Here is an 18,741-nt window from a genome sequence, read left to right as displayed (position 1 = left end):
GTTCAATCGACGATCGGTTCCGCTTTCGCTTCGGCGTTTCCGGCAAGGGCGAGCCGTTCCAGCGTTGCGGACAGCACGGTTGTATCCGGACAGATGATGAGTTGCGTCATGCGGCCCCATGCAAGCCGCGCGACGTGAACACCTTCCGCGGAAGTCCTCACGCCATCGGTGCCGGAGTTGGTTTCTCTCCATTCGACCGAGGCAATCGTGTTCCACGGCGTGCCGCTTACATTGATCCTTTTCAGATCGAATTTGATGTCCGGCAACAGCCGATAGAGCCGTTCGTACCAGCGGCGCGTCGAAGCCTGCGTGCGGCGCGTTCCGCAAAGGGCGTGGCGTTCGCCGAGGAAAATGTGCTCGAAGCGCGGCGCGAAAGCCCGCAAGACCGGCTCCGCGTCGCCGCGATTGATTGCGTCGAACAGGCTTCCGATCCTGGCGCGGACGATGGCGTGGTACATGGGCTTGTAAGTTCAATGATTGAACCAAGGTTGCACATTGAGTTCAATGAAGCAACCCACTATCGTGACGCCATGAAAAGAACCAGCTTCGAAAAGATGCACTGCTCCATCGCCCGCTCGCTGGAAGTGATTGGCGATTGGTGGTCGCCCCTTATCGTGCGCGATCTGTTCCTCGGCGTGACGCGCTTCGACGATCTTGCCGAGGATCTGGGCATTTCGCGCAACCTGTTGACCCGAAGGCTCGGTGCGCTCGTCGAGAACCGCATTGTCCGGCGCGTCGCCTACAGCGAGAAGCCGTTGCGTTACGAATACCATCTGACGGAAGCGGGGCGCGGCCTCGTGCCCATCCTTGCCGCGCTGACGGCATGGGGAGACCGTTGGGTGGCCTCAAAGGAAGGCAAGCCGATCCTGTTCGTGCATACCGGATGCGGCAAGAAAATCAGCGCGCAAGTCGTGTGCTCAGGATGCGGCGAGGCGCTTCACGCGGATAACCTGAAGGCGCTGCCCGGTCCGGGCGGGGCGGCGAAGGCAGGGACGAAAGTGATCGCGCGAAAACTCGCGGCGATGCGCTAGGACTTCGCGCCCGGTTCGTTCTCGGCGTACTTGAGCATGATCGGCGCCTGCGAGAAGGCGAACAGCAGCGTAATCGGCAGGAAGCCGAAGGTCTTGAACGCGACCCACTGGTCGGTCGTGAACGAGCGCCAGACGAATTCGTTCACCACCGCCATCGCGAGGAAGAACACCGACCAGTTCACGGTGAGCTTCTTCCAGCCTTCTTCTTTCAGGTGCAGCGCGCCGTCGAGCACGATCTTGAACAGCGGGCGGCCGGTGGCGAGGCCTGCGAGCAGCACGACCGCGAAGATGACGTAGATGATCGTCGGCTTCAGCTTGATGAAGGTGTCGTTGTGCAGCCACAGCGTCAGCGCGCCGAACACCATCACGATCACCGCGGTCACGATCGGCATGACCGGGAAGCGGCGGATCAGGTAATAGCTGATGGCGAGCGTGACGAGGGTCGCGACCATGAATGCGCCGGTCGCGAAATAGATGCCGCCCCATGAGTTGGCGAAGAAGAACAGAAGCAGCGGCCCCAGATCGAGCAGCAGTTTCGGGAGCGGCGCGAGGTGTTTCTTCGGGGCGGCGGTTGTGTCGGTCATGCCGTTCTGTTGCCCGCGGAATGCGGCGGTTTCAAGCGTCTTTGTCGAGGCCGACCAGCGCGCGCGAAAACTCCTTCGCGGAGAAGGTTTCGAGATCGTCCACGCTTTCGCCGACGCCGATGAAGTGCACCGGCAGTTCGTAGCGGGTCGAGATCGCAACCAGGATGCCGCCCTTCGCGGTGCCGTCGAGCTTGGTCACGACAAGGCCGGTGACGCCCGCGACCTGCTTGAAGGCTTCGACTTGCAGGAGCGCGTTCTGGCCGACGGTCGCGTCGAGGACGAGCAGCACCGCATGCGGCGCACTGGCGTCGATCTTCTTGATCACGCGGACGATCTTTTCGAGTTCGCCCATGAGCGACTCTTTGTTCTGGAGGCGGCCCGCCGTGTCGATCAGCAGCACGTCCGCGTTTTCCTCGCGCGCCTTCTCCATCGCCTCGAACGCGACGCCCGCGGGATCGGAGCCTTGCGCCTTCGCGACGATGGAAGAATTGGTGCGCCCGGCCCAGAGTTTGAGTTGCTCGATGGCGGCGGCGCGGAAGGTATCGGCTGCGCCGAGCGTGACCTTCTTGCCCTCGGCGTGGAGTTTCGCTGCCAGCTTGCCGAGCGTCGTGGTCTTGCCGGAGCCGTTCACGCCGACCGCGAGCACCACGAAGGGCTTGTGCGCGGTAACGTCGAGCGGCTGTTCGACCTTCGCCAGCACCTTCTCGACTTCGGAAGCAATCAGCGCCTTGAAGTCGGCTTCGTCGTAGCGCTCGCCGAGGCGGCCGTCGTTCAGCGCGGAGACGATTTTCGTCGAGGTCTCGACGCCGATGTCGGATGCGATCAGGAGGTCTTCGACTTCCTGCAACGTCTTCGGGTCGGCGCCGCGAAAGCCGATGCGCGCCAAGCCTTCGCCGAGGCGCGAGGCGGAGCGCGACAGGCCGCCGGTGAGGCGTTTCCAGAAACTCATGCTGCGGTTCTCATGCTGCAAGTAGCCCGCGTTCGTCGTGATCCGCAATCCGCACTTCGGCGATGGCACCGCGCGCGAAGCGCCGCGCGAGTTTCACCGGCATGAAATGCTCGCTGCGGCCCTCGAAGCCGCTGCCCTCGACCAGCACGCGGCGCGACTTGCCGATCTCGTTCGCGAAATGACGGCGCAGCAGTTCTTCGCCTTTCGTGCGCAGGAGGCTTGCGCGCTGTTTTGCGATCTCGCGGCCAAGCTGCGGCATGCGCGCGGCGGGTGTGCCCTTGCGCGGCGAGAACGGGAAGACGTGAAGGAAGGCGAGGCCGCAGTCTTCGATGTGTTGCAGTGTGTTTGCGAAATGCGTTTCGGTTTCGGTCGGGAAGCCCGCGATGAAATCCGCGCCGAACACGATGCCGGGCCGCAGGCGGCGCGCCGCATCCGTGAAACGGACGGCGTCGCGTGTGAGATGGCGGCGCTTCATGCGCTTCAAGATGAGATCGTCGCCCGCCTGCAAGGAGAGATGCAGGTGCGGCATGAGGCGTTCTTCCTCGGCCAGCGCGCGCATGAAGTCTTCGTCGATCTCGATGGAGTCGATGGAGGAAATGCGAAGGCGCGGCAATTCGGGAACATGCTTCAGGATTTGCCGCACCAGCATGCCGAGCTTCGGCGCGCCGGGAAGATCGTTGCCCCATGAGGTGAGATCGACGCCGGTCAGCACGACCTCGCGGTAGCCGCGTTCCGCGAGCGCGCGGATTTGCGAAACCACTTCGCCTGCGCCGACTGAGCGCGATGGGCCGCGGCCATAGGGAATGATGCAGAAAGTGCAGCGATGGTCGCAACCGTTCTGGATCTGCACGAAAGCGCGGGTGTGGCCTTCGAAACCATCGACCAGATGCAGCGCGGTCTCGCGGATTGAATCGAGGTCGTCGATCTGCACTTTTTCGAGCGCGCCGAATGGTTCGCGCCATGTTCCGGCATCGAGCTTGCGCGCATTGCCGATCACGCGCGCCACTTCCGGCATCGCGGCGAAGGTCTCGCTTTCCGTCTGCGCGGCGCAGCCGGTGACGACGATCTGCACGTTTGGCCGTTCGCGCTTCATGCGGCGGATTTGCTGGCGCGCCTGCCGCACCGCTTCGCCGGTGACGGCGCAGGAATTCACGATGATCGTGTTTTCGAGCTTTGCTGCTTCCGCGTGGCGGCGGATGGTTTCCGACTCGGTGATGTTGAGCCGGCAGCCGAAGGTGACGACTTCGACGGACATTACGCCGCCGGTGCCGTGTTCAGGATCTTGGCGTCGAGCACGCCTTCGAATTCGAATTCGACCGGGCCGGTCATCAGCACATGGTCGTCGCTCTCGCGCCATTCGATGTCGAGTTCGCCGCCCGGCAGCACGAGATGCACCTGGCGTCCCGTGCGCTTGGTGCGCGCAGCCGAGACGGCAACCGCGCAGGCCGCCGAGCCGCAGGCGCGCGTCAGCCCCGCGCCGCGCTCCCATGTGCGCATCGCAATATTCTCGCGGTCCTTCACGTGTGCGAGCGAGATGTTGGCGCGCTGCGGAAACACGGGGTGATTTTCGAGAAGCGGTCCGAGCTTCTCCAGATCGTAGGCGTAGGGGTCATCGACCCAGAACACCGCGTGCGGGTTGCCCATCGAGACGACGGACGGCGAGTGCAGAACCGGCGCGTCGATGGGACCGATCTGCAATTCGATCATGCGCGTGTCGCGGAATTCCTCCGCGAGCGGGATGTCGCGCCAGTCGAAGCGCGGCTTGCCCATGTCGACGGTGATCGTGTTCTCGTTCTCGAAATGTGCGGGGATCAGCCCGGCGCGTGTTTCATAAATGAAGTCGTGCTTGCCGGTCTGTTTCACGTCACGAGAAACCACGCAGCGCATGCCGTTGCCGCAGGCGCCTGCCTCCGAGCCGTCGGAATTGTAGATGCGCACGAAGGCGTCGGTGCCGGACGCGCGGGGCGGGTATAGCACCATGAGCTGGTCGAAGGGGATGGCATCCTTGCGCGCAATCGCGCGTGCGTCGGCCTCCGTCACGGGCGCGGAATCGGCGCGCAGATCGAGCACGACGATGTCGTTGCCGATGCCGTTCATCTTCACGAAGGGGCGGTTCAGAAGTGCGCTCATGTCCGGGCCGGTACAGCTTGTACCGGCCTTATATGGCGATTGCCGGCGCGATAGCCAGCCGTGGCGCTATTCGCCGGGCAGGGGAGCAATCACGGCGAGGGCGGCCTTGATCGCCTCGCGGTCGGGTGTGCCGGTCAGCGCTTTCTCGACCATCGGCGCGCGGCGGTCGGTACGCAGGATCGGCTCGCCAGCGGCCAGCCAGAATCCCGCCGCGCGGGCGCGCATGAGCGCCAAGCCGGCGTCGTCTGCCTTGTCGGCGGCTTCCAGCGCGTTCCGGAACAGGGCGATGCTTGCAACGTTTAGCGCGGCGGCCAATTCGTCGGCCGCTTCCTGCGGCCATTTCTGCCGGAGCAAGTCGGGCTGGCCATCGGCGAGCGCTTGCAGGATGCGCGCGTTCAGGCGCTCGCCGTTCGGTAACGCGGCAATCGCCTCGAATGCGCCGTGCTTGCCTTCGGGGCCGTAATAGAAAGCGAAGGCTTCGCTCCAGTTTTTCGGTGCGCCGTTCTGCAACGACCAGTTCGGCTGCGTCGCGCTTGCCTTGCGTTGCGCTTCGCCGAGTTCGTAGCGCGCGTAATTGATCAGGAGTGCGGTCATGCCTGCGTCGAGCGCGGCCTTGCGTTCCGCTTCGCTGGCGCGGGCAAAGCGCCCGGTATTGGCGAGCGCCGCGAACAGGAATGCGTTCTGGAACGAGGCGCTGCCATAGTGCTTCGCCGACACAGGCAGGTAGCTGTCGAGGCGGCCGTTGTAGTTGTCGGCGAAGCGCGCGACCGAATGGGCCTTGAAGTGGCGGCCGTAGGCATAGAGCGAAAGCGCACCTGCCCAGTCCGGTTTTTCGCCAGCGAGCAGCGCGCGGATGTCCGCCATGTCCTGCGGGAATTTGTTGTGGGCGCTGACGTCCGCTGCGGTGAGGAACGGTCCATGGCCGATCTGCCAGGGTTCGCGGGCCTGCGCCGCGAACGGGGCAGCCAGCAACAGGACGATGGCGAGCAGGCGGGCGGGCATCGGTTCCTCCTTTTTCGGGATCGTCCGGGCGCAGTCTGCCGCCGTCAAACGAAATCAGGGGCGGAATCAGGGGATTGGAACCGCCACAAGGCGCTAACCCCTGCATTTCCTTGACTTGGCCACGGTCCACCCCTAGTCGTCCTGCCACCAATCGACCGGCGAGACTTCCTCGCGGCTGACCGGGACTTTGAACCCGGAGGTCACCCCCCGACAGCGCGTTGCGCCCTCGGGGGCGAACGGCGTTTGGCGAAGGCATGACCCCCGAAAAGTGGGTACCGGTTTTCGGATCAGGTCATGCCCAAACAAGACGGCCTCATCCTGAGGAGCGGGCGCAGCCCGCGTCTCGAAGGATGAGAAACGAGCCTCGCCCTCCGAGATGCGATCCTTTCGGATCGTTCCTCAGGACGGGGCTAACGGAAGACGGATGTTCGAGAACCTGACCGGCCGCCTTGGCGGCGTACTCGACAGGCTTCGCGGCCGCGGCTCGCTCAGCGAGAGCGACGTTAGCGAAGCCATGCGCGAAGTGCGTCAGGCACTGCTCGAAGCGGACGTCTCGCTCGAAGTGGCGCGTGCCTTCGTCGAGAAGGTGAGCGCGCGCGCAGTCGGCGCGGAAGTGATCCGCTCGATCACGCCGGGCCAAATGGTCGCGAAGATCGTTCACGACGAACTGGTCGCGGTGCTCGGCTCCGATGCGAAGCCGATCGACCTCGCCGCCGCACCGCCGGTCGCGATCCTGATGGTCGGCCTGCAGGGTTCGGGCAAAACCACTTCGACCGGCAAGATCGCGAAGCGCCTCAAGGACCGGATGAAGAAGAAGGTCCTGATGGCGTCCTTGGATACGCGCCGTCCGGCCGCGCAAGAACAACTCGCCGTGCTCGGCAAGCAGGTGAGCGTCGATACGCTCGCCATCGTCGAAGGCGAGAACGCAGTCACGATCACCAAGCGCGCTCTCTCCGAAGCGCGGCGCGGCGGCTATGACGTGCTGATGCTCGACAGCGCGGGCCGCGTCACCGTCGATGAAGAACTGATGCAGGAGGCGGCGGACGTCGCCGCGATTGCGAAGCCCCACGAAATCCTCCTCGTTGCCGACGCGCTGACCGGCCAGGACGCGGTGAACACCGCGCGCGCGTTCGACGCGAAGTTAGCTGTCACCGGCATCGTGCTGACGCGCGTAGACGGCGATGGACGCGGCGGTGCCGCACTTTCCATGCGCGCCGTCACCGGCAAGCCGATCAAGCTGATCGGCGTCGGCGAAAAACTCGACGCGCTGGAAGACTTCGATCCGTCGCGCATTGCCGGACGCATCCTCGGCATGGGCGACGTGGTCGGCCTCGTCGAAAAGGCCGCCGAGAATCTCGACGCCGCCAAGATGCAGGCGACCGCCGAGAAGATGCGCAAGGGCGCGTTCGACCTCTCCGACCTGCGCGAGCAACTCGACCAGATGTCGAAGCTCGGCGGATTGTCTGGCCTGATGGGCATGATGCCCGGCGTCGCCAAGTTGAAGAACCAGATGGCGAACGTGAACCTCGACGACAATCTGCTGAAGCGCCAGAAGGCGATCATCGACTCGATGACGCCGAAAGAGCGCCGCAACCCGGACCTGCTCAAAGCCTCGCGCAAGCGGCGCATCTCGGCCGGCTCCGGCGCGAAGGTCGAGGAAATCAACCGGCTCCTGAAAATGCACCGGCAGATGGCCGACGTGATGAAGTCCATGAGCCGCGGCGGCAGGGGCGGCGGAATGCTCGCCGGCCTCGGCAACATGCTGGGCATCGGCAGCGCGCCGCAAATGCCATCGCCCGAAGAAATGAAGAAACTCGCCGAGAAAATGCCGGACGCAGGCAAGCTGCCTGCGCAGTTTCCCGGTCTCTCCAACCTGCCGTCGAAGTTTCCGGGCCTGCCGGGACTGGGCGGCATGAACCCACTCAAGAAAAAGTAGTCACGAAAGGACTAAACAATGGCCGTCGTTATCCGTCTTTCCCGCGCGGGCACCAAGAAGCGCCCGTTCTACCGCCTCGTCGTCGCCGACTCGCGCTTCCCGCGCGATGGCCGCTTCATCGAACGCGTCGGCACCTACGACCCGAAGAAGCCGAAGGATTCTCCGGAGCGTGTGAAGCTCGAACTGGAGCGCATCAAGCACTGGATCTCGAAGGGCGCGCAGCCGTCGGATCGCATCCTGCGCTTCCTCGACGCCGCCGGCATTGCCAAGCGCACGCCGCGCAACAACCCGCAGAAGGCGAAGCCGAAGAAGGAAGCCGCCGCTCCCGCGGAAGGCGCTGCTCCCGCTGCCGCTCCGGCTGCGTAAGACTAGATGACGGATCGCGTCTGCGTCGCGAAAATCGGCGCCGCGCACGGCCTGCGCGGCGAAGTGCGATTGCAGGTCTTCACGCAAGACCCGGACGCGGTCCTCGGCTTTGGCGAACTGGAAAGCGAGGACGGCACGAAGAAGTTTCGTGTTGCCTCGCTTCGTACGGCCAAGGGCCACTTCGTCGCGAAGCTCGCGGGCGTGAACGACCGCAACGCTTCCGAACTGCTCACGAACATCGAACTGTTCGTTGCGCGCGACAAACTTCCCAAGATTGAAGCGGACGGCGAGTTCTATCACGCGGACCTGATCGGGCTGCGCGTGGAGGACAAGTCCGGGAAAAATTACGGCGTCGTGATCGCGGTCCGCAATTACGGCGCGAGCGATCTCATCGAAGTCGCGGAGCCGCCGAAGAAATCCGGTACGCTGATTCCGTTCATCGACGAGTTCGTGCCGGAAGTGGATGTAGAAGCAGGACGCGTGGTGATCGTTCCGGCGCCGGGATTGTTCGATGAGCCGAAGGCGAAATCGAAATGACCTGGCGCGCTTCCATCCTCACGCTGTTTCCCGAAATGTTTCCGGGGCCGCTTGGGATTTCGCTCGCGGGCAAGGCGCTCTCGAATCAAATTTGGTCGCTCGACGCGCAAGACATTCGCGCTCAAGCGACCGACAAACACCGCACCGTGGACGACACGCCTTCCGGTGGCGGGCCGGGCATGGTCATGCGCGCCGACATTCTCGCCAAGGCCATCGACGCGGCTTCGCCCGCGGATGATCCGCGCCCGCGGCTCCTCATGAGTCCGCGCGGCGTGCCGCTGACGCAGGAGAAAGTTTGTGGCCTCGCCAAGGGTCCGGGCGTCGTCATCGTCTGCGGCCGCTTCGAGGGCGTGGACGAGCGCATCATCGCCGCCCGCAATCTCGAGGAAGTCTCGGTCGGGGACTACGTGCTGTCGGGGGGCGAGGTCGGGGCCTTCGTGCTGCTGGACGCCTGCGTCCGGTTGCTTCCGGGGGTGATGGGGGACGAGGCTTCGGGGACGGACGAGAGCTTCTCCGACGGCCTCCTCGAATACCCCCAGTACACCCGGCCGCAGGCCTTCGAAGGGGTGCCGATTCCGGACATCCTGACCTCCGGGGACCACGCGAAAGTGGCCGCCTGGCGCAGGGAACAGGCCGAACGCCTCACGGCCGCCCGCAGGCCCGACCTGTGGGGCCAAAAAGGGGGCAAAAAGGCATGACAAGCCTCGATTCTTCGCCTATAGACCCCGCCCATCCCGTTATGGAATTCACTTCCCGGCGCCGGATTTGAGCGGCGCGGAGCTACTGTCATGAACCTCATTCAGACCATCGAAAAAGAAGAAATCGCACGCGTTACCGGCGGCAAGCCGGTACCGAAGTTCCAGCCGGGCGACACGCTGATCGTGAACGTCCGCATCAAGGAAGGCGAGCGTACCCGCGTGCAGGCCTATGAAGGCGTGTGCATCGCGCGTACCGGCGGCGGCCTCCAGGAGAGCTTCACGGTGCGCAAGATTTCGTACGGCGAAGGCGTCGAGCGCGTGTTCCCGATCTATTCGCCGAACATCGATTCCATCGACGTCGTGCGCCGCGGCAAGGTTCGCCGCGCGAAGCTCTATTACCTGCGCGATCTCGAGGGCAAGCGCGCCCGCATCGTCGAGCGTCAGGACGCGGCTGCTGCCGCGCTCGACGCCGAAGCCGCGGCGATCAAGGCTGCCCAGCCGAAGGCCGAGAAGGTCAAGAAGGAAAAGCCGAAGGCGCAGGCGGCAACGCGCGCTGCCAAGGGCGGCGGCAAGAAGTAAGCCTTCGCTCACCACGAACACAAAAGGCCGGCGCATTTCCGCCGGCCTTTTTGTTTATTGCGTGCAGGCAACCCGATTGCAGCAGAGGCGTTTGGATAGACGATGCATGTTCTCGCGCAGCTTCGGACGGTTTTGATCGCGCTCCTTTTGGCGGGCGCATGCGCATTTCCGGCGCGTGCGGAAACCGTCAGCCTCGAAGTGCAGGCTTCCTCCGTGGACCGCGACAAGACCACGAACGAAGTCGTGGTGCTGATCGAACTCGCGCCCGGCGCGATCGACAAGTTCGAGAGCTTCACCGAGCGCCATGTCGGGCGGCAGATCGAAATTCGCCTCGGCACCACCGTACTGCTGAAGGCGCGGCTGGTGGAGAAGATCAAAGGCGGCACCATCCGCGCCACCACGAAATTCACCGATGACGAAGGCCGGAAAGTATCCGCGCAACTCACGCGCGGGGCGATGATCATTCTGGAAAACGTTTCGGAATAACGCTTCATGTTTTCGCGGCGCGCTTTTCTTCGCCTGCTCGGCGGTACGGCTGCTGCGGGTGCGGGGCTTTTCTCCTATGCGTTCGCCATCGAGCCGCGCTACCGGCTTGTCACCACGACCTACCGCTTCACGCCGCCGCGTTGGCCGAAGCTCGCGCGGCCGCTGCGCATCGCGGCGCTCGCCGACCTGCATGCCTGCGATCCGTGGATGCCGCTTTCGCGGATCGAGGAGATCGTGCGCGCGGCGAACACGCTGAAGCCCGACCTGATCGTGTTGCTCGGCGATTACGTCTCCGCCATCCATCGTTTCGGGACAACCGAAATTCCGGTCGAAGCGTGGAGCGCCGTGCTTGCAAAACTCGAAGCGCCGCTCGGTACCTTCGCGGTGCTCGGCAACCATGACTGGTGGACCGGCGCGGAAGAAGTGCGCCGCGGGCTTGCAGGCAACCGGATTCCGGTTCTCGAAAACGAAGCGCGCAAACTGAAAGCGCCGGACGGTTTCGAATTCTGGCTTGCGGGTCTCGGCGATCAGATCGCAATCCCGAAAGGCCCGCGCCGTTTTCAGGGCGTGGACGATCTGCCGAAAACCATGCGTGCGATCACGGATAATGCGCCCGCCATTCTGCTTGCGCATGAGCCGGATATTTTTCCGCAGGTGTCTGAACGCATTGCGCTCACGCTTTGCGGGCACACCCATGGCGGGCAGGTGCGGTTCCCCTTCTACGGCGCAGCGGTGGTGCCGTCCCGCTACGGCCAGCGCTATGCCTACGGCCATGTCGTCGAGGCCAACCGGCACCTCGTCGTATCGGGCGGGCTGGGCTGCACCTTCCTGCCGGTCCGTTTCGGCGTGCCGCCGGAGATCGTGCTCGTCGAACTGGGATAGTTTGCGGGGGCTACGGGGCAGCGCTATATCACGGCCATGCCGACGAAACGGACCACGGAACTTGCGGAAAACACGGGCGCAGCGCGCCCGCTGTGCCGCGTCGTGCTGCGCGATCATGCGCGGCTGCCGGGCCGTTTCTTCGGGCGGCTGACCGCCTCGATCCAGGCGGCGCTTTAAGCGGCTGTTCGCGCTTTCGCGCGTAAACTCTCACCCGCTTCCATCAGACTTAGCCAAGAGCCAACGACTATGAAACCGCGCACTCTCTACGATAAAATCTGGGACGATCATCTCGTCGATCAGCAGCCGGACGGCACCTGCCTGCTCTACATCGACCGCCACCTCGTGCATGAGGTGACCAGCCCGCAGGCGTTCGAAGGCCTGCGCATGGCGGGCCGCAAGGTTCACGCGCCGGAAAAGACGCTCGCCGTGGTCGACCACAACATCCAGACCACCGACCGCTCCAAGGGCATCGCCGATCCGGAATCGCGCACGCAGGTGGAAGCGCTCGCCGCGAACGCCAAGGAATTCGGCGTCGATTATTTCGACGAGCATGACCGCCGTCAGGGCATCGTCCACATCATCGGACCGGAACAGGGCTTCACGCTGCCGGGCACGACGATCGTATGCGGTGACAGCCACACCTCGACGCACGGCGCGTTCGGCGCGCTCGCGCATGGCATCGGTACGTCCGAAGTCGAGCATGTGCTGGCGACGCAGACGCTGATCCAGAAAAAAGCGAAGAACATGCGCGTGACGGTGGACGGCAAGCTGCCGGAAGGCGTCGGCGCGAAGGACATCATCCTCGCCATCATCGGCGAGATCGGCACCGCGGGCGGCACCGGCTCGGTCATCGAATTCGCGGGCGAAGCGATGCGCGCGCTGACGATGGAAGGCCGCATGACCGTCTGCAACATGACGATCGAAGGCGGCGCGCGCGCAGGGTTAGTCGCGCCCGACGAGAAGGCCTACGAATATCTCAAGGGCCGTCCGCGTTCGCCGAAAGGCGAGGCGTGGGACGCGGCCATGCGCTACTGGGAAACGCTCTACTCGGACGAAGGTGCGCATTTCGACCGCGAAGTGAAGCTCGACGGTGCGGCGCTGCCGCCCATCGTTTCGTGGGGCACCAGCCCGGAAGACGTCGTTTCCATCGCCGGCGTCGTGCCGGATCCGGCGAAGCTCGCCGACGAGAACCAGCGCATCGCGAAGCAGCGCGCGCTCGATTACATGGGCCTGAAAGCGGGGACGAAGATCACCGACATCCGGCTCGACAAGATCTTCATCGGCTCCTGCACCAACGGGCGCATCGAAGACCTTCGCGTGGTAGCGAAGATCGTGGACGGCAAGAAGGTCCACGATGCGGTGAGCGCGATGATCGTGCCGGGTTCGGGCCTGGTCAAAGCGCAGGCCGAGCAGGAGGGCCTCGACAAGATTTTCAAGGCCGCGGGCTTTGAATGGCGCGAGCCGGGCTGCTCGATGTGCCTTGCCATGAACCCGGACAAGCTGAAACCGGAAGAACGCTGCGCCTCGACCTCGAACCGTAACTTCGAGGGCCGTCAGGGCTACAAGGGCCGCACGCATCTTGTGTCGCCCGCGATGGCGGCGGCGGCGGCGATTGCCGGTCACTTCGTCGATGTACGCCAGTGGCCGAAGCACTAAAGCGTTTCGGCAATCCCTGAAAGCAAAACGGGCGCTCCAAAGAGCGCCCGTTTCGTTTTGAGCTTATGCCGTCCGCTTAGTGCCAGTGCTTCTTCTTGTTGTGCGGGTGCTTATGCGGATGATTGTGCACATGCTGATGCTTGTGCGGGTGGCGATGCATGTGGTGCTGCCCGCGATGCTGGTGGTGGCGGTGATAACGATACCGCTCCGAGGTGTAGTAGCGCGGCGCATAATCGTAACGGCGATGGCGGTAGCTGTATCCCGCGTCGTCGTCATAGTCCTGCTGCACATAGCCATACTGCCGCTGCGCGTAGCCGTAAGGCTGCGTGTAGTAGCGCGGCGCGTAATTCACCTGCGGCTGCACATAAGCAGGCTGCTGCCTCACGTAATAGTAAGTCGTGACTGCGTAGGCGTAAGGCTGCGCGGCCTGCTGCTGCACCGGATAGGCATATTGCTGCGTGTAATTGTATTGCGGCTGGTAGCTGTAGCGCTGCACGACCGGGCGGTAATCGCGCTCATAGCGATACTGCCGTTCGGCGGCGTATTCGTAGCGGCGCTGGTAGTCGCGGCGGACGTAATTGCGGCGCGGCGCATAGTCATAGCGGTTGTAGGCGTTGACGCAGCGCCATTCGCCGCGAACCTTCCGCGGCGTGCAGTTCGCGTCGGCGCGAACGGCGTTCGGCGCGACGGCGGGCGTAGAGAGTGCGGTCACGCGCGCTTGCGCGGACGTCGCGAGTCCGAAGGCGCTCACGGCAGCGAGCGCGAGTACGAATTTCTTCATTTGATGGCTTCCCATTTACCTTTCGTTGCGCGGGAGTATTTCGTTTGCCGCGTGCGCGCGAAAGCGAAAGCCGTTGGTATGGTAAGCCGGTATGGTAAAGCGCGCGGCACGCTCATGCGGCCGCTCTGTTCTTTTGCTTAACGAGGATCGCCGCGGAAACGCCGTCCGCTCAATACCAGTACGGGCGGCGATACCAGTACGGCCGATACAATCCGTACGGACGGTAATGGCTGTACGGGATGTAGCCGTAATACGGGAACGGCGGGCCGTAATGGACCACGCCGGTTTCGCCGCGGAGATAATCGGGCCGCGCGCGCCGCGCATAATACTGGCGCAGCAACCGCGTGCTCGTGCAACGCCGCTGCGACGACCAGCGCAGATGATGGCATGTGCTGCGCTTCGCATCGACAAGGTTGGTGTCGAAGCCTGGGACCGTTGCTTTGCGCGGCGCGCTGTCCGCGGGCGACGCAATGAAAGCGAGCGAGAGAAGCGAGAGCGCTGCGAATGCTGGCCGGAAACTTTTCATCTTGTGTTGGTAGCCGTTCGTTCGCCGCAATGCAAAACGGGCGCTTCTTGCGAAGCGCCCGTTTCATCAAGCCGATCCTTGCGGATCGAATTGCTTACCAGTGATGGCGCGAGCGCCAGCGGCGGTGATGGCGATAGCAGCGCCAGCCGGACCAGTGACGGCGGTGATAACAGCGCGCGTCGATGGTGTTCGATTCGACCGACGGAGCCTTCAGGCCGGTGAACGCGCCGGCGGCAGCCGGCGTGGCGGTGGCGGCAAGGCCGAGCGCGCCAGCGGCAGCGACGGCAAGAGCGAACTTCCTCAACATTGGAATCTTCCTCTCGATTGTTGCTTGCGGTCCCCAGTGGGGCGGCGGGACCGATGTGCGGATTTTCAGGAGAGTGACGTGAACCCGCCCTGATTTATGCATTCATGCCGGGTTCAGGAACATGGCTCCACCGAGGCAATAAATGCGCAATATTATGTTTGGTTCCTTAACGCGCGTGATGAAATTTCCACCATGAATGACAAGCCCGCCGAATGGCACGCCGCAACCGCGCCCACGCTCGCCGATTTCGAGCAGCTCGCGGACACAGCTTTCGCCCGTCTGCCAGAGACTTTTCGCAGGTTGTGCAGGGATATCGTCATCCGCGTAACGGATTTCCCCGACGACGATGTGCTCGATGAACTCAGAGCGGAAAGTCCGTTCGATCTTCTCGGACTGTTCTCCGGGATCGGCCTGCCGCAGGATTCCGCCGTGCCGGAAACCGGAAGAATGCCCAATCACATTTTCTTGTACCGCCGTCCGATCCTCGATTACTGGGCCGAGCATGAGCAAACGCTCGGAGAAATCGTGACGCATGTGCTGGTGCACGAGATCGGTCATCACTTCGGCATGTCGGACGACGACATGGCACGCATCGAGGCGGAAGCGGATCGGCCCTGACCGAGCCGCATCGGGCGGCCGTAGCTCCCCGCGTCCACGGGAAGGCACAGGCCGCAAAAAGCCAGCAAACAGGGCGCTTATCGCTGCCCTCCTAGAGCAAAACGTGCAGGCCCTTGATCGTCATGGGGCCGATGTGGGACAGGAACGGCCAAATCCGCTCCTTACGGACAGGCCGACATGGAAAAGTTCACGACCCTCACCGGCGTCGCCGCGCCGCTCCGGATCATCAATATCGACACCGATATGATCATCCCGAAGCAGTACCTGAAGACGATCCAGCGGACCGGCCTAGGCAAGGGCCTGTTCTCGGAGATGCGCTACAAGGACGACGGCTCTGCGAACCCGGATTTCGTGCTGAATCAGGCCGCCTACAAGGATGCGAAGATTCTCGTTGCCGGCGACAACTTCGGCTGCGGCTCCTCGCGCGAGCACGCGCCGTGGGCGCTGATGGATTTCGGAATCCGCTGCGTGATCTCGACTTCGTTCGCGGACATTTTCTACAACAACTGCTTCCAGAACGGACTGCTTCCCATCGTCGTCTCCAAGGACGATCTGGAGAAGCTGTTCGACGACGCCTCGCGCGGCGCGAACGCGACTCTCACCATCGACCTCGAGAAGCAGGAAATCCGCGGACCGGACGGCGGTGCGATCAAGTTCGACCTCGACCCGTTCAAGAAGCACTGCATGCTGAACGGTCTCGATGGCATCGGCCTCACGATGGAAAAGAAGGCGAGTATCGACGCCTTCGAGAAGAAGAACGCCGCCGCGCGGCCGTGGGCATAAGCCCGTTACCCTGTCTAATCGTCTAATTTCGTAAGCGAGCAATCATGCCGACATACAATCTGCTTTTGCTTCCCGGCGACGGGATCGGTCCCGAAGTCATGGCGCAGGCGCGCCGCGTGATCGAATGGATCGAGAAGCGCGGTCTCGCGACCTTCAACATCGAGGAAGGCCTGGTTGGCGGCGCGGCCTACGACGCGCATGGCAAGTCGATCTCCGAAGACGACATGAAGAAAGCGATGGCCGCCGATGCGGTCATCTTCGGCGCGGTCGGCGGCCCGAAATGGGATGGCGTGCCTTACGACGTTCGCCCGGAAGCGGGCTTGCTTCGGCTTCGTAAGGATCTCGCGCTGTTCGCGAACCTGCGCCCCGCGATCTGCTATCCGGCGCTGGCCGACGCTTCGTCGCTCAAGCGCGAGCTGGTCGAGAACCTCGACATCGTGATCGTGCGTGAGCTGACTGGCGGCGTCTATTTCGGCGAGCCGAAGACGATCACGGATTTGGGCAACGGTCAGAAGCGTGCCATCGACACGCAGGTCTACGACACCTACGAAATCGAGCGCATCGCGCGCGTGGCCTTCGATCTTGCGAAGGCGCGCAAGAACAAGGTCACGTCCTCCGAAAAACGCAACGTGATGAAGTCCGGCGTGCTCTGGCACGAGGTCGTCAATCAGGTGCATCAGCGCGAATACAAGGACGTGGAGCTGGAGCACCAGCTCGCGGATGCGCTCGGCATGCAGCTCGTGCGCAACCCGAAGCAGTTCGACGTGATCGTCACCGACAACCTGTTCGGCGACATGCTCTCAGACGTCGCGGCGATGCTTACCGGTTCGCTCGGCATGCTGCCTTCCGCCTCGCTCGGCGAAGTCGATTCCAAGACCAAGAAGCGCCGCGCGCTCTACGAGCCGGTGCATGGCTCCGCGCCGGACATCGCAGGCCGCGGCATGGCGAACCCGATTGCGATGATCGGCTCGCTCGGCATGGCGCTGCGCTATTCGTTCGGCATGGGCAAAGTGGCAGACCAGATCGAGGAAGCGATCTCGAACGTGCTGGCGGCGGGTCACCGCACCGCGGATATTCGCGGCAATGCGACCAAGATCGTGTCCACGCAGGACATGGGCGACGCCATCCTCGCGGAGTTGGACAAGCTCGCGTAATCGGTTCGCACAACCTCAAATAAAAACGCCGGGCACGAAGCCCGGCGTTTTGCTTTTCAGCGTGAAAGAATCAGTAGCCCGGCAACTCGAACTGGCCGGGCAGCGGCCAACGGGTATGGCCCATCGGATCGGGACCATAGGTCGGGTAGCGCCACGAAGGGCCGAACGCATAATCGTGGTAGCTTTTCGATCCCGGTTTCACTTCCGTGCCCGGATCGAGATAGCTGCGCTTCTTCACGATGATGCGGGGACGCTGCTGCCGGTATTGCGCGTCGGCTTCGTAGGCCGTCGCGGCAAGTAGCGACAAACCGGCGGCAAGGGCGATAAATGGTGCGAAACGCATGACAGCCTCCCGAATTCTCAACTCTTATAACCTTTTATCCCGGTTCCGGTTGCAGGGCCTAGTGGCCGAAAGACACAGGGGGAACGGCGATTGAGCGAGCACCGGGCAACCCGTAGATTCAGCCCGAATTTCACTTTCCGGGAGCCGTTTTGAGCGCCAGCAAACCCGCCGCATCCGCCTCCGCCGCAAAATCGCATCCCGAATTGGCGGAGAAGGGCGACAACGTCTTCGTCATCGGCGAGCAACCGCTGGTCGCTGAAACCCGGCCCGAGGCGCTCGACGACGACACCACGCCGGCATCGAAGTTTTTCATCCGCAACAACGGCGAGGTTCTGGTTGCCGCTGGCGATCCGGAGCGCTGGACGCTGTCCATCGGCGGCGAAGTGAACGCCGCGCTCGCGCTTACACTCGGCGACATCAAGGCGAAGTTCGCGCAGGTGACGCAGCGCATGGTGCTGGAATGTGGCGGCAACGGCCGCGCGTTCTTCTCGCCGCAAGCCGAAGGCGTGCAGTGGCATCACGGCGGCGCAGGCTGCGCGGAATGGACCGGCGTGCGGCTGCGCGATGTGTTACTGGCGGCGGGTCTGAAAGAGACTGCGCGTTTCACCGGACATTTTGGTGCCGACCCAGCGTTTCCGGGTCACGTTACGCCGCCGATCTCACGCGGTATTCCGATTGCGAAAGCGATGGACGAGAATACGCTGCTCGTCTTCGCAATGAACGGAAAACCGCTGCTTCCGGTGCATGGCTTTCCATTGCGGCTTATCGTGCCGGGCTGGGTCGGTTCCGTCTCCCATAAATGGCTGACAAGAATTCTGATCCGCAAGGACCGGCATGACGGAACGCTGATGGACCCCTGGCACTATCGCGTGCCGCCGGTTCCGATGATGCACGGCGACAAATTCGATCCGACGACATTCGTCGATCTGGAGGCGATGCCGTTGCGCTCGATCATCACTTCGCCGGCGAACGGTTCGCATGCGGTGTGCAACACGCCGTTACGCGTGCGCGGGGCGGCGTGGGCAGGCGATCAGACCGTTCGTATCGTCGAAATCTCGGGCGACAAAGGTGCAAGCTGGCAACGTGCGGAGCTTTCGCCGCTGAAGAATCCGTATGACTGGACTCGCTTCAGCGCGACGGTTTCATTCGCGGCGCGCGGCCCGCATGAAATCTGGTCGCGCGCGACAGATAGCACCGACAATGTACAACCCGATATAGCACATGGTTGGAATCCACACGGCTATGGCGCAAATCCGATTCATAAAATCAAAATAGTTGTTCAATAAGTGCGCGCTCGTTTGTGCGCTGCATGTTGAGCGCACAGCGCGATTCTCTACGCTTCCTCCCGGATGGAGTTGCCGTAAGCGCTCCCCCACAAAAATGAACGCCGAAC

24 protein-coding genes are annotated in these 18,741 nt (G+C 63.3%); 14 read left to right on the top strand and 10 right to left on the bottom strand.

Annotated features, from left to right (window positions below; translation table 11 throughout):
- Positions 1–2: 2 nt before the first annotated feature.
- On the bottom strand, positions 3–458 hold the full coding sequence (locus tag KF794_14310; protein QYK44908.1) for a nuclear transport factor 2 family protein: 456 nt from the start codon (positions 456–458) through the stop codon (positions 3–5).
- A 72-nt stretch (positions 459–530) separates the two neighbouring features.
- Here KF794_14310 and KF794_14305 point away from each other — a divergent pair, with 72 nt between their 5' ends.
- A complete protein-coding gene (locus KF794_14305) occupies positions 531–1,031 on the top strand; it encodes a helix-turn-helix transcriptional regulator (protein ID QYK44907.1) in 501 nt (166 codons plus the stop codon).
- Here the strand turns inward: KF794_14305 and KF794_14300 are convergent.
- The 5 genes from KF794_14300 to KF794_14280 form a co-directional block, all read right to left on the bottom strand.
- Positions 1,028–1,615, bottom strand: a complete 588-nt coding sequence (locus KF794_14300) for a septation protein A (GenBank protein ID QYK44906.1) — start codon at positions 1,613–1,615, stop codon at positions 1,028–1,030. The two genes, KF794_14305 and KF794_14300, sit on opposite strands and share 4 nt — an antisense overlap.
- A 31-nt stretch (positions 1,616–1,646) precedes the next feature.
- Positions 1,647–2,564, bottom strand: coding sequence for a signal recognition particle-docking protein FtsY (ftsY, locus tag KF794_14295; GenBank protein ID QYK44905.1), 918 nt, complete (start codon positions 2,562–2,564; stop codon positions 1,647–1,649).
- Between the two features lie 10 nt (positions 2,565–2,574).
- Positions 2,575–3,819, bottom strand: a complete 1,245-nt coding sequence (gene mtaB / locus KF794_14290) for a tRNA (N(6)-L-threonylcarbamoyladenosine(37)-C(2))-methylthiotransferase MtaB (GenBank protein QYK44904.1) — start codon at positions 3,817–3,819, stop codon at positions 2,575–2,577.
- Complete coding sequence (locus KF794_14285) at positions 3,819–4,694, bottom strand: diaminopimelate epimerase (protein QYK44903.1); 876 nt, start codon at positions 4,692–4,694, stop codon at positions 3,819–3,821. Before KF794_14285 ends, mtaB begins: the two co-directional genes overlap by 1 nt.
- Before the next feature lie 66 nt (positions 4,695–4,760).
- The gene (locus KF794_14280; GenBank protein QYK44902.1) at positions 4,761–5,696 is read right to left on the bottom strand and encodes a hypothetical protein; all 936 of its coding nucleotides are present in this window, start codon (positions 5,694–5,696) and stop codon (positions 4,761–4,763) included.
- Between the two features lie 424 nt (positions 5,697–6,120).
- On the opposite strand from KF794_14280, the gene ffh reads away from it, so the two are divergent.
- The 9 genes from ffh to leuC all read left to right on the top strand — a co-directional run bounded on the left by ffh (position 6,121) and on the right by leuC (position 12,836).
- A complete protein-coding gene (gene ffh / locus KF794_14275) occupies positions 6,121–7,632 on the top strand; it encodes a signal recognition particle protein (GenBank protein ID QYK44901.1) in 1,512 nt (503 codons plus the stop codon).
- A gap of 18 nt (positions 7,633–7,650) precedes the next feature.
- A complete protein-coding gene (rpsP, locus tag KF794_14270) occupies positions 7,651–7,998 on the top strand; it encodes a 30S ribosomal protein S16 (protein ID QYK44900.1) in 348 nt (115 codons plus the stop codon).
- Positions 7,999–8,004: 6 nt separating this feature from the next.
- A complete protein-coding gene (gene rimM / locus KF794_14265; GenBank protein ID QYK44899.1) occupies positions 8,005–8,535 on the top strand; it encodes a ribosome maturation factor RimM in 531 nt (176 codons plus the stop codon).
- Entirely contained in the window at positions 8,532–9,233 is a 702-nt protein-coding gene (trmD, locus tag KF794_14260; protein ID QYK44898.1) for a tRNA (guanosine(37)-N1)-methyltransferase TrmD, read from the top strand. The genes rimM and trmD overlap by 4 nt, the downstream gene beginning before the upstream one ends.
- A gap of 90 nt (positions 9,234–9,323) precedes the next feature.
- Positions 9,324–9,812 (top strand): 50S ribosomal protein L19, encoded by a 489-nt coding sequence (gene rplS / locus KF794_14255; protein ID QYK44897.1) that lies wholly within the window; start codon positions 9,324–9,326, stop codon positions 9,810–9,812.
- A gap of 102 nt (positions 9,813–9,914) precedes the next feature.
- Positions 9,915–10,298, top strand: a complete 384-nt coding sequence (locus tag KF794_14250; protein ID QYK44896.1) for a hypothetical protein — start codon at positions 9,915–9,917, stop codon at positions 10,296–10,298.
- A 6-nt stretch (positions 10,299–10,304) separates the two neighbouring features.
- Complete coding sequence (locus tag KF794_14245; protein ID QYK44895.1) at positions 10,305–11,180, top strand: metallophosphoesterase; 876 nt, start codon at positions 10,305–10,307, stop codon at positions 11,178–11,180.
- 36 nt (positions 11,181–11,216) lie between these two features.
- Positions 11,217–11,357 carry a hypothetical protein gene (locus KF794_14240; protein ID QYK44894.1) on the top strand — a complete coding sequence of 47 codons (141 nt, stop codon included), beginning with the start codon at positions 11,217–11,219 and terminating at the stop codon, positions 11,355–11,357.
- 69 nt (positions 11,358–11,426) lie between these two features.
- Positions 11,427–12,836: a 3-isopropylmalate dehydratase large subunit gene (leuC, locus tag KF794_14235; GenBank protein QYK44893.1), complete on the top strand. Its 1,410-nt coding sequence runs from the start codon at positions 11,427–11,429 to the stop codon at positions 12,834–12,836.
- Between the two features lie 76 nt (positions 12,837–12,912).
- Here the strand turns inward: leuC and KF794_14230 are convergent, their stop codons facing one another.
- The 3 genes from KF794_14230 to KF794_14220 form a co-directional block, all read right to left on the bottom strand.
- A complete protein-coding gene (locus KF794_14230; protein QYK44892.1) occupies positions 12,913–13,617 on the bottom strand; it encodes a hypothetical protein in 705 nt (234 codons plus the stop codon).
- Between the two features lie 169 nt (positions 13,618–13,786).
- A complete protein-coding gene (locus tag KF794_14225) occupies positions 13,787–14,143 on the bottom strand; it encodes a hypothetical protein (GenBank protein QYK44891.1) in 357 nt (118 codons plus the stop codon).
- 94 nt (positions 14,144–14,237) lie between these two features.
- A complete protein-coding gene (locus KF794_14220) occupies positions 14,238–14,450 on the bottom strand; it encodes a hypothetical protein (GenBank protein ID QYK44890.1) in 213 nt (70 codons plus the stop codon).
- A gap of 192 nt (positions 14,451–14,642) precedes the next feature.
- Between KF794_14220 and KF794_14215 the strand changes: the two genes are divergently transcribed.
- From KF794_14215 to leuB, 3 genes are all read left to right on the top strand, one after another.
- Positions 14,643–15,068 (top strand): metallopeptidase family protein, encoded by a 426-nt coding sequence (locus KF794_14215; protein ID QYK44889.1) that lies wholly within the window; start codon positions 14,643–14,645, stop codon positions 15,066–15,068.
- Between the two features lie 177 nt (positions 15,069–15,245).
- Positions 15,246–15,851: a 3-isopropylmalate dehydratase small subunit gene (gene leuD / locus KF794_14210; GenBank protein ID QYK44888.1), complete on the top strand. Its 606-nt coding sequence runs from the start codon at positions 15,246–15,248 to the stop codon at positions 15,849–15,851.
- A gap of 44 nt (positions 15,852–15,895) precedes the next feature.
- Positions 15,896–17,005: a 3-isopropylmalate dehydrogenase gene (gene leuB / locus KF794_14205; protein QYK44887.1), complete on the top strand. Its 1,110-nt coding sequence runs from the start codon at positions 15,896–15,898 to the stop codon at positions 17,003–17,005.
- Between the two features lie 70 nt (positions 17,006–17,075).
- On the opposite strand, the gene KF794_14200 is transcribed toward leuB, so the two are convergent.
- The gene (locus KF794_14200; protein QYK44886.1) at positions 17,076–17,348 is read right to left on the bottom strand and encodes a hypothetical protein; all 273 of its coding nucleotides are present in this window, start codon (positions 17,346–17,348) and stop codon (positions 17,076–17,078) included.
- A 203-nt stretch (positions 17,349–17,551) separates the two neighbouring features.
- On the opposite strand from KF794_14200, the gene KF794_14195 reads away from it, so the two are divergent.
- A complete protein-coding gene (locus KF794_14195; protein ID QYK46719.1) occupies positions 17,552–18,634 on the top strand; it encodes a sulfite oxidase in 1,083 nt (360 codons plus the stop codon).
- Positions 18,635–18,741: the final 107 nt, after the last annotated feature.

Source organism: Xanthobacteraceae bacterium (assembly GCA_019454205.1).
Taxonomy (GTDB): Bacteria; Pseudomonadota; Alphaproteobacteria; order Rhizobiales; family Xanthobacteraceae.
The sequence above is the reverse complement of the archived record's forward strand: the minus strand, read 5'-3'. Positions and strand labels throughout refer to the sequence as shown.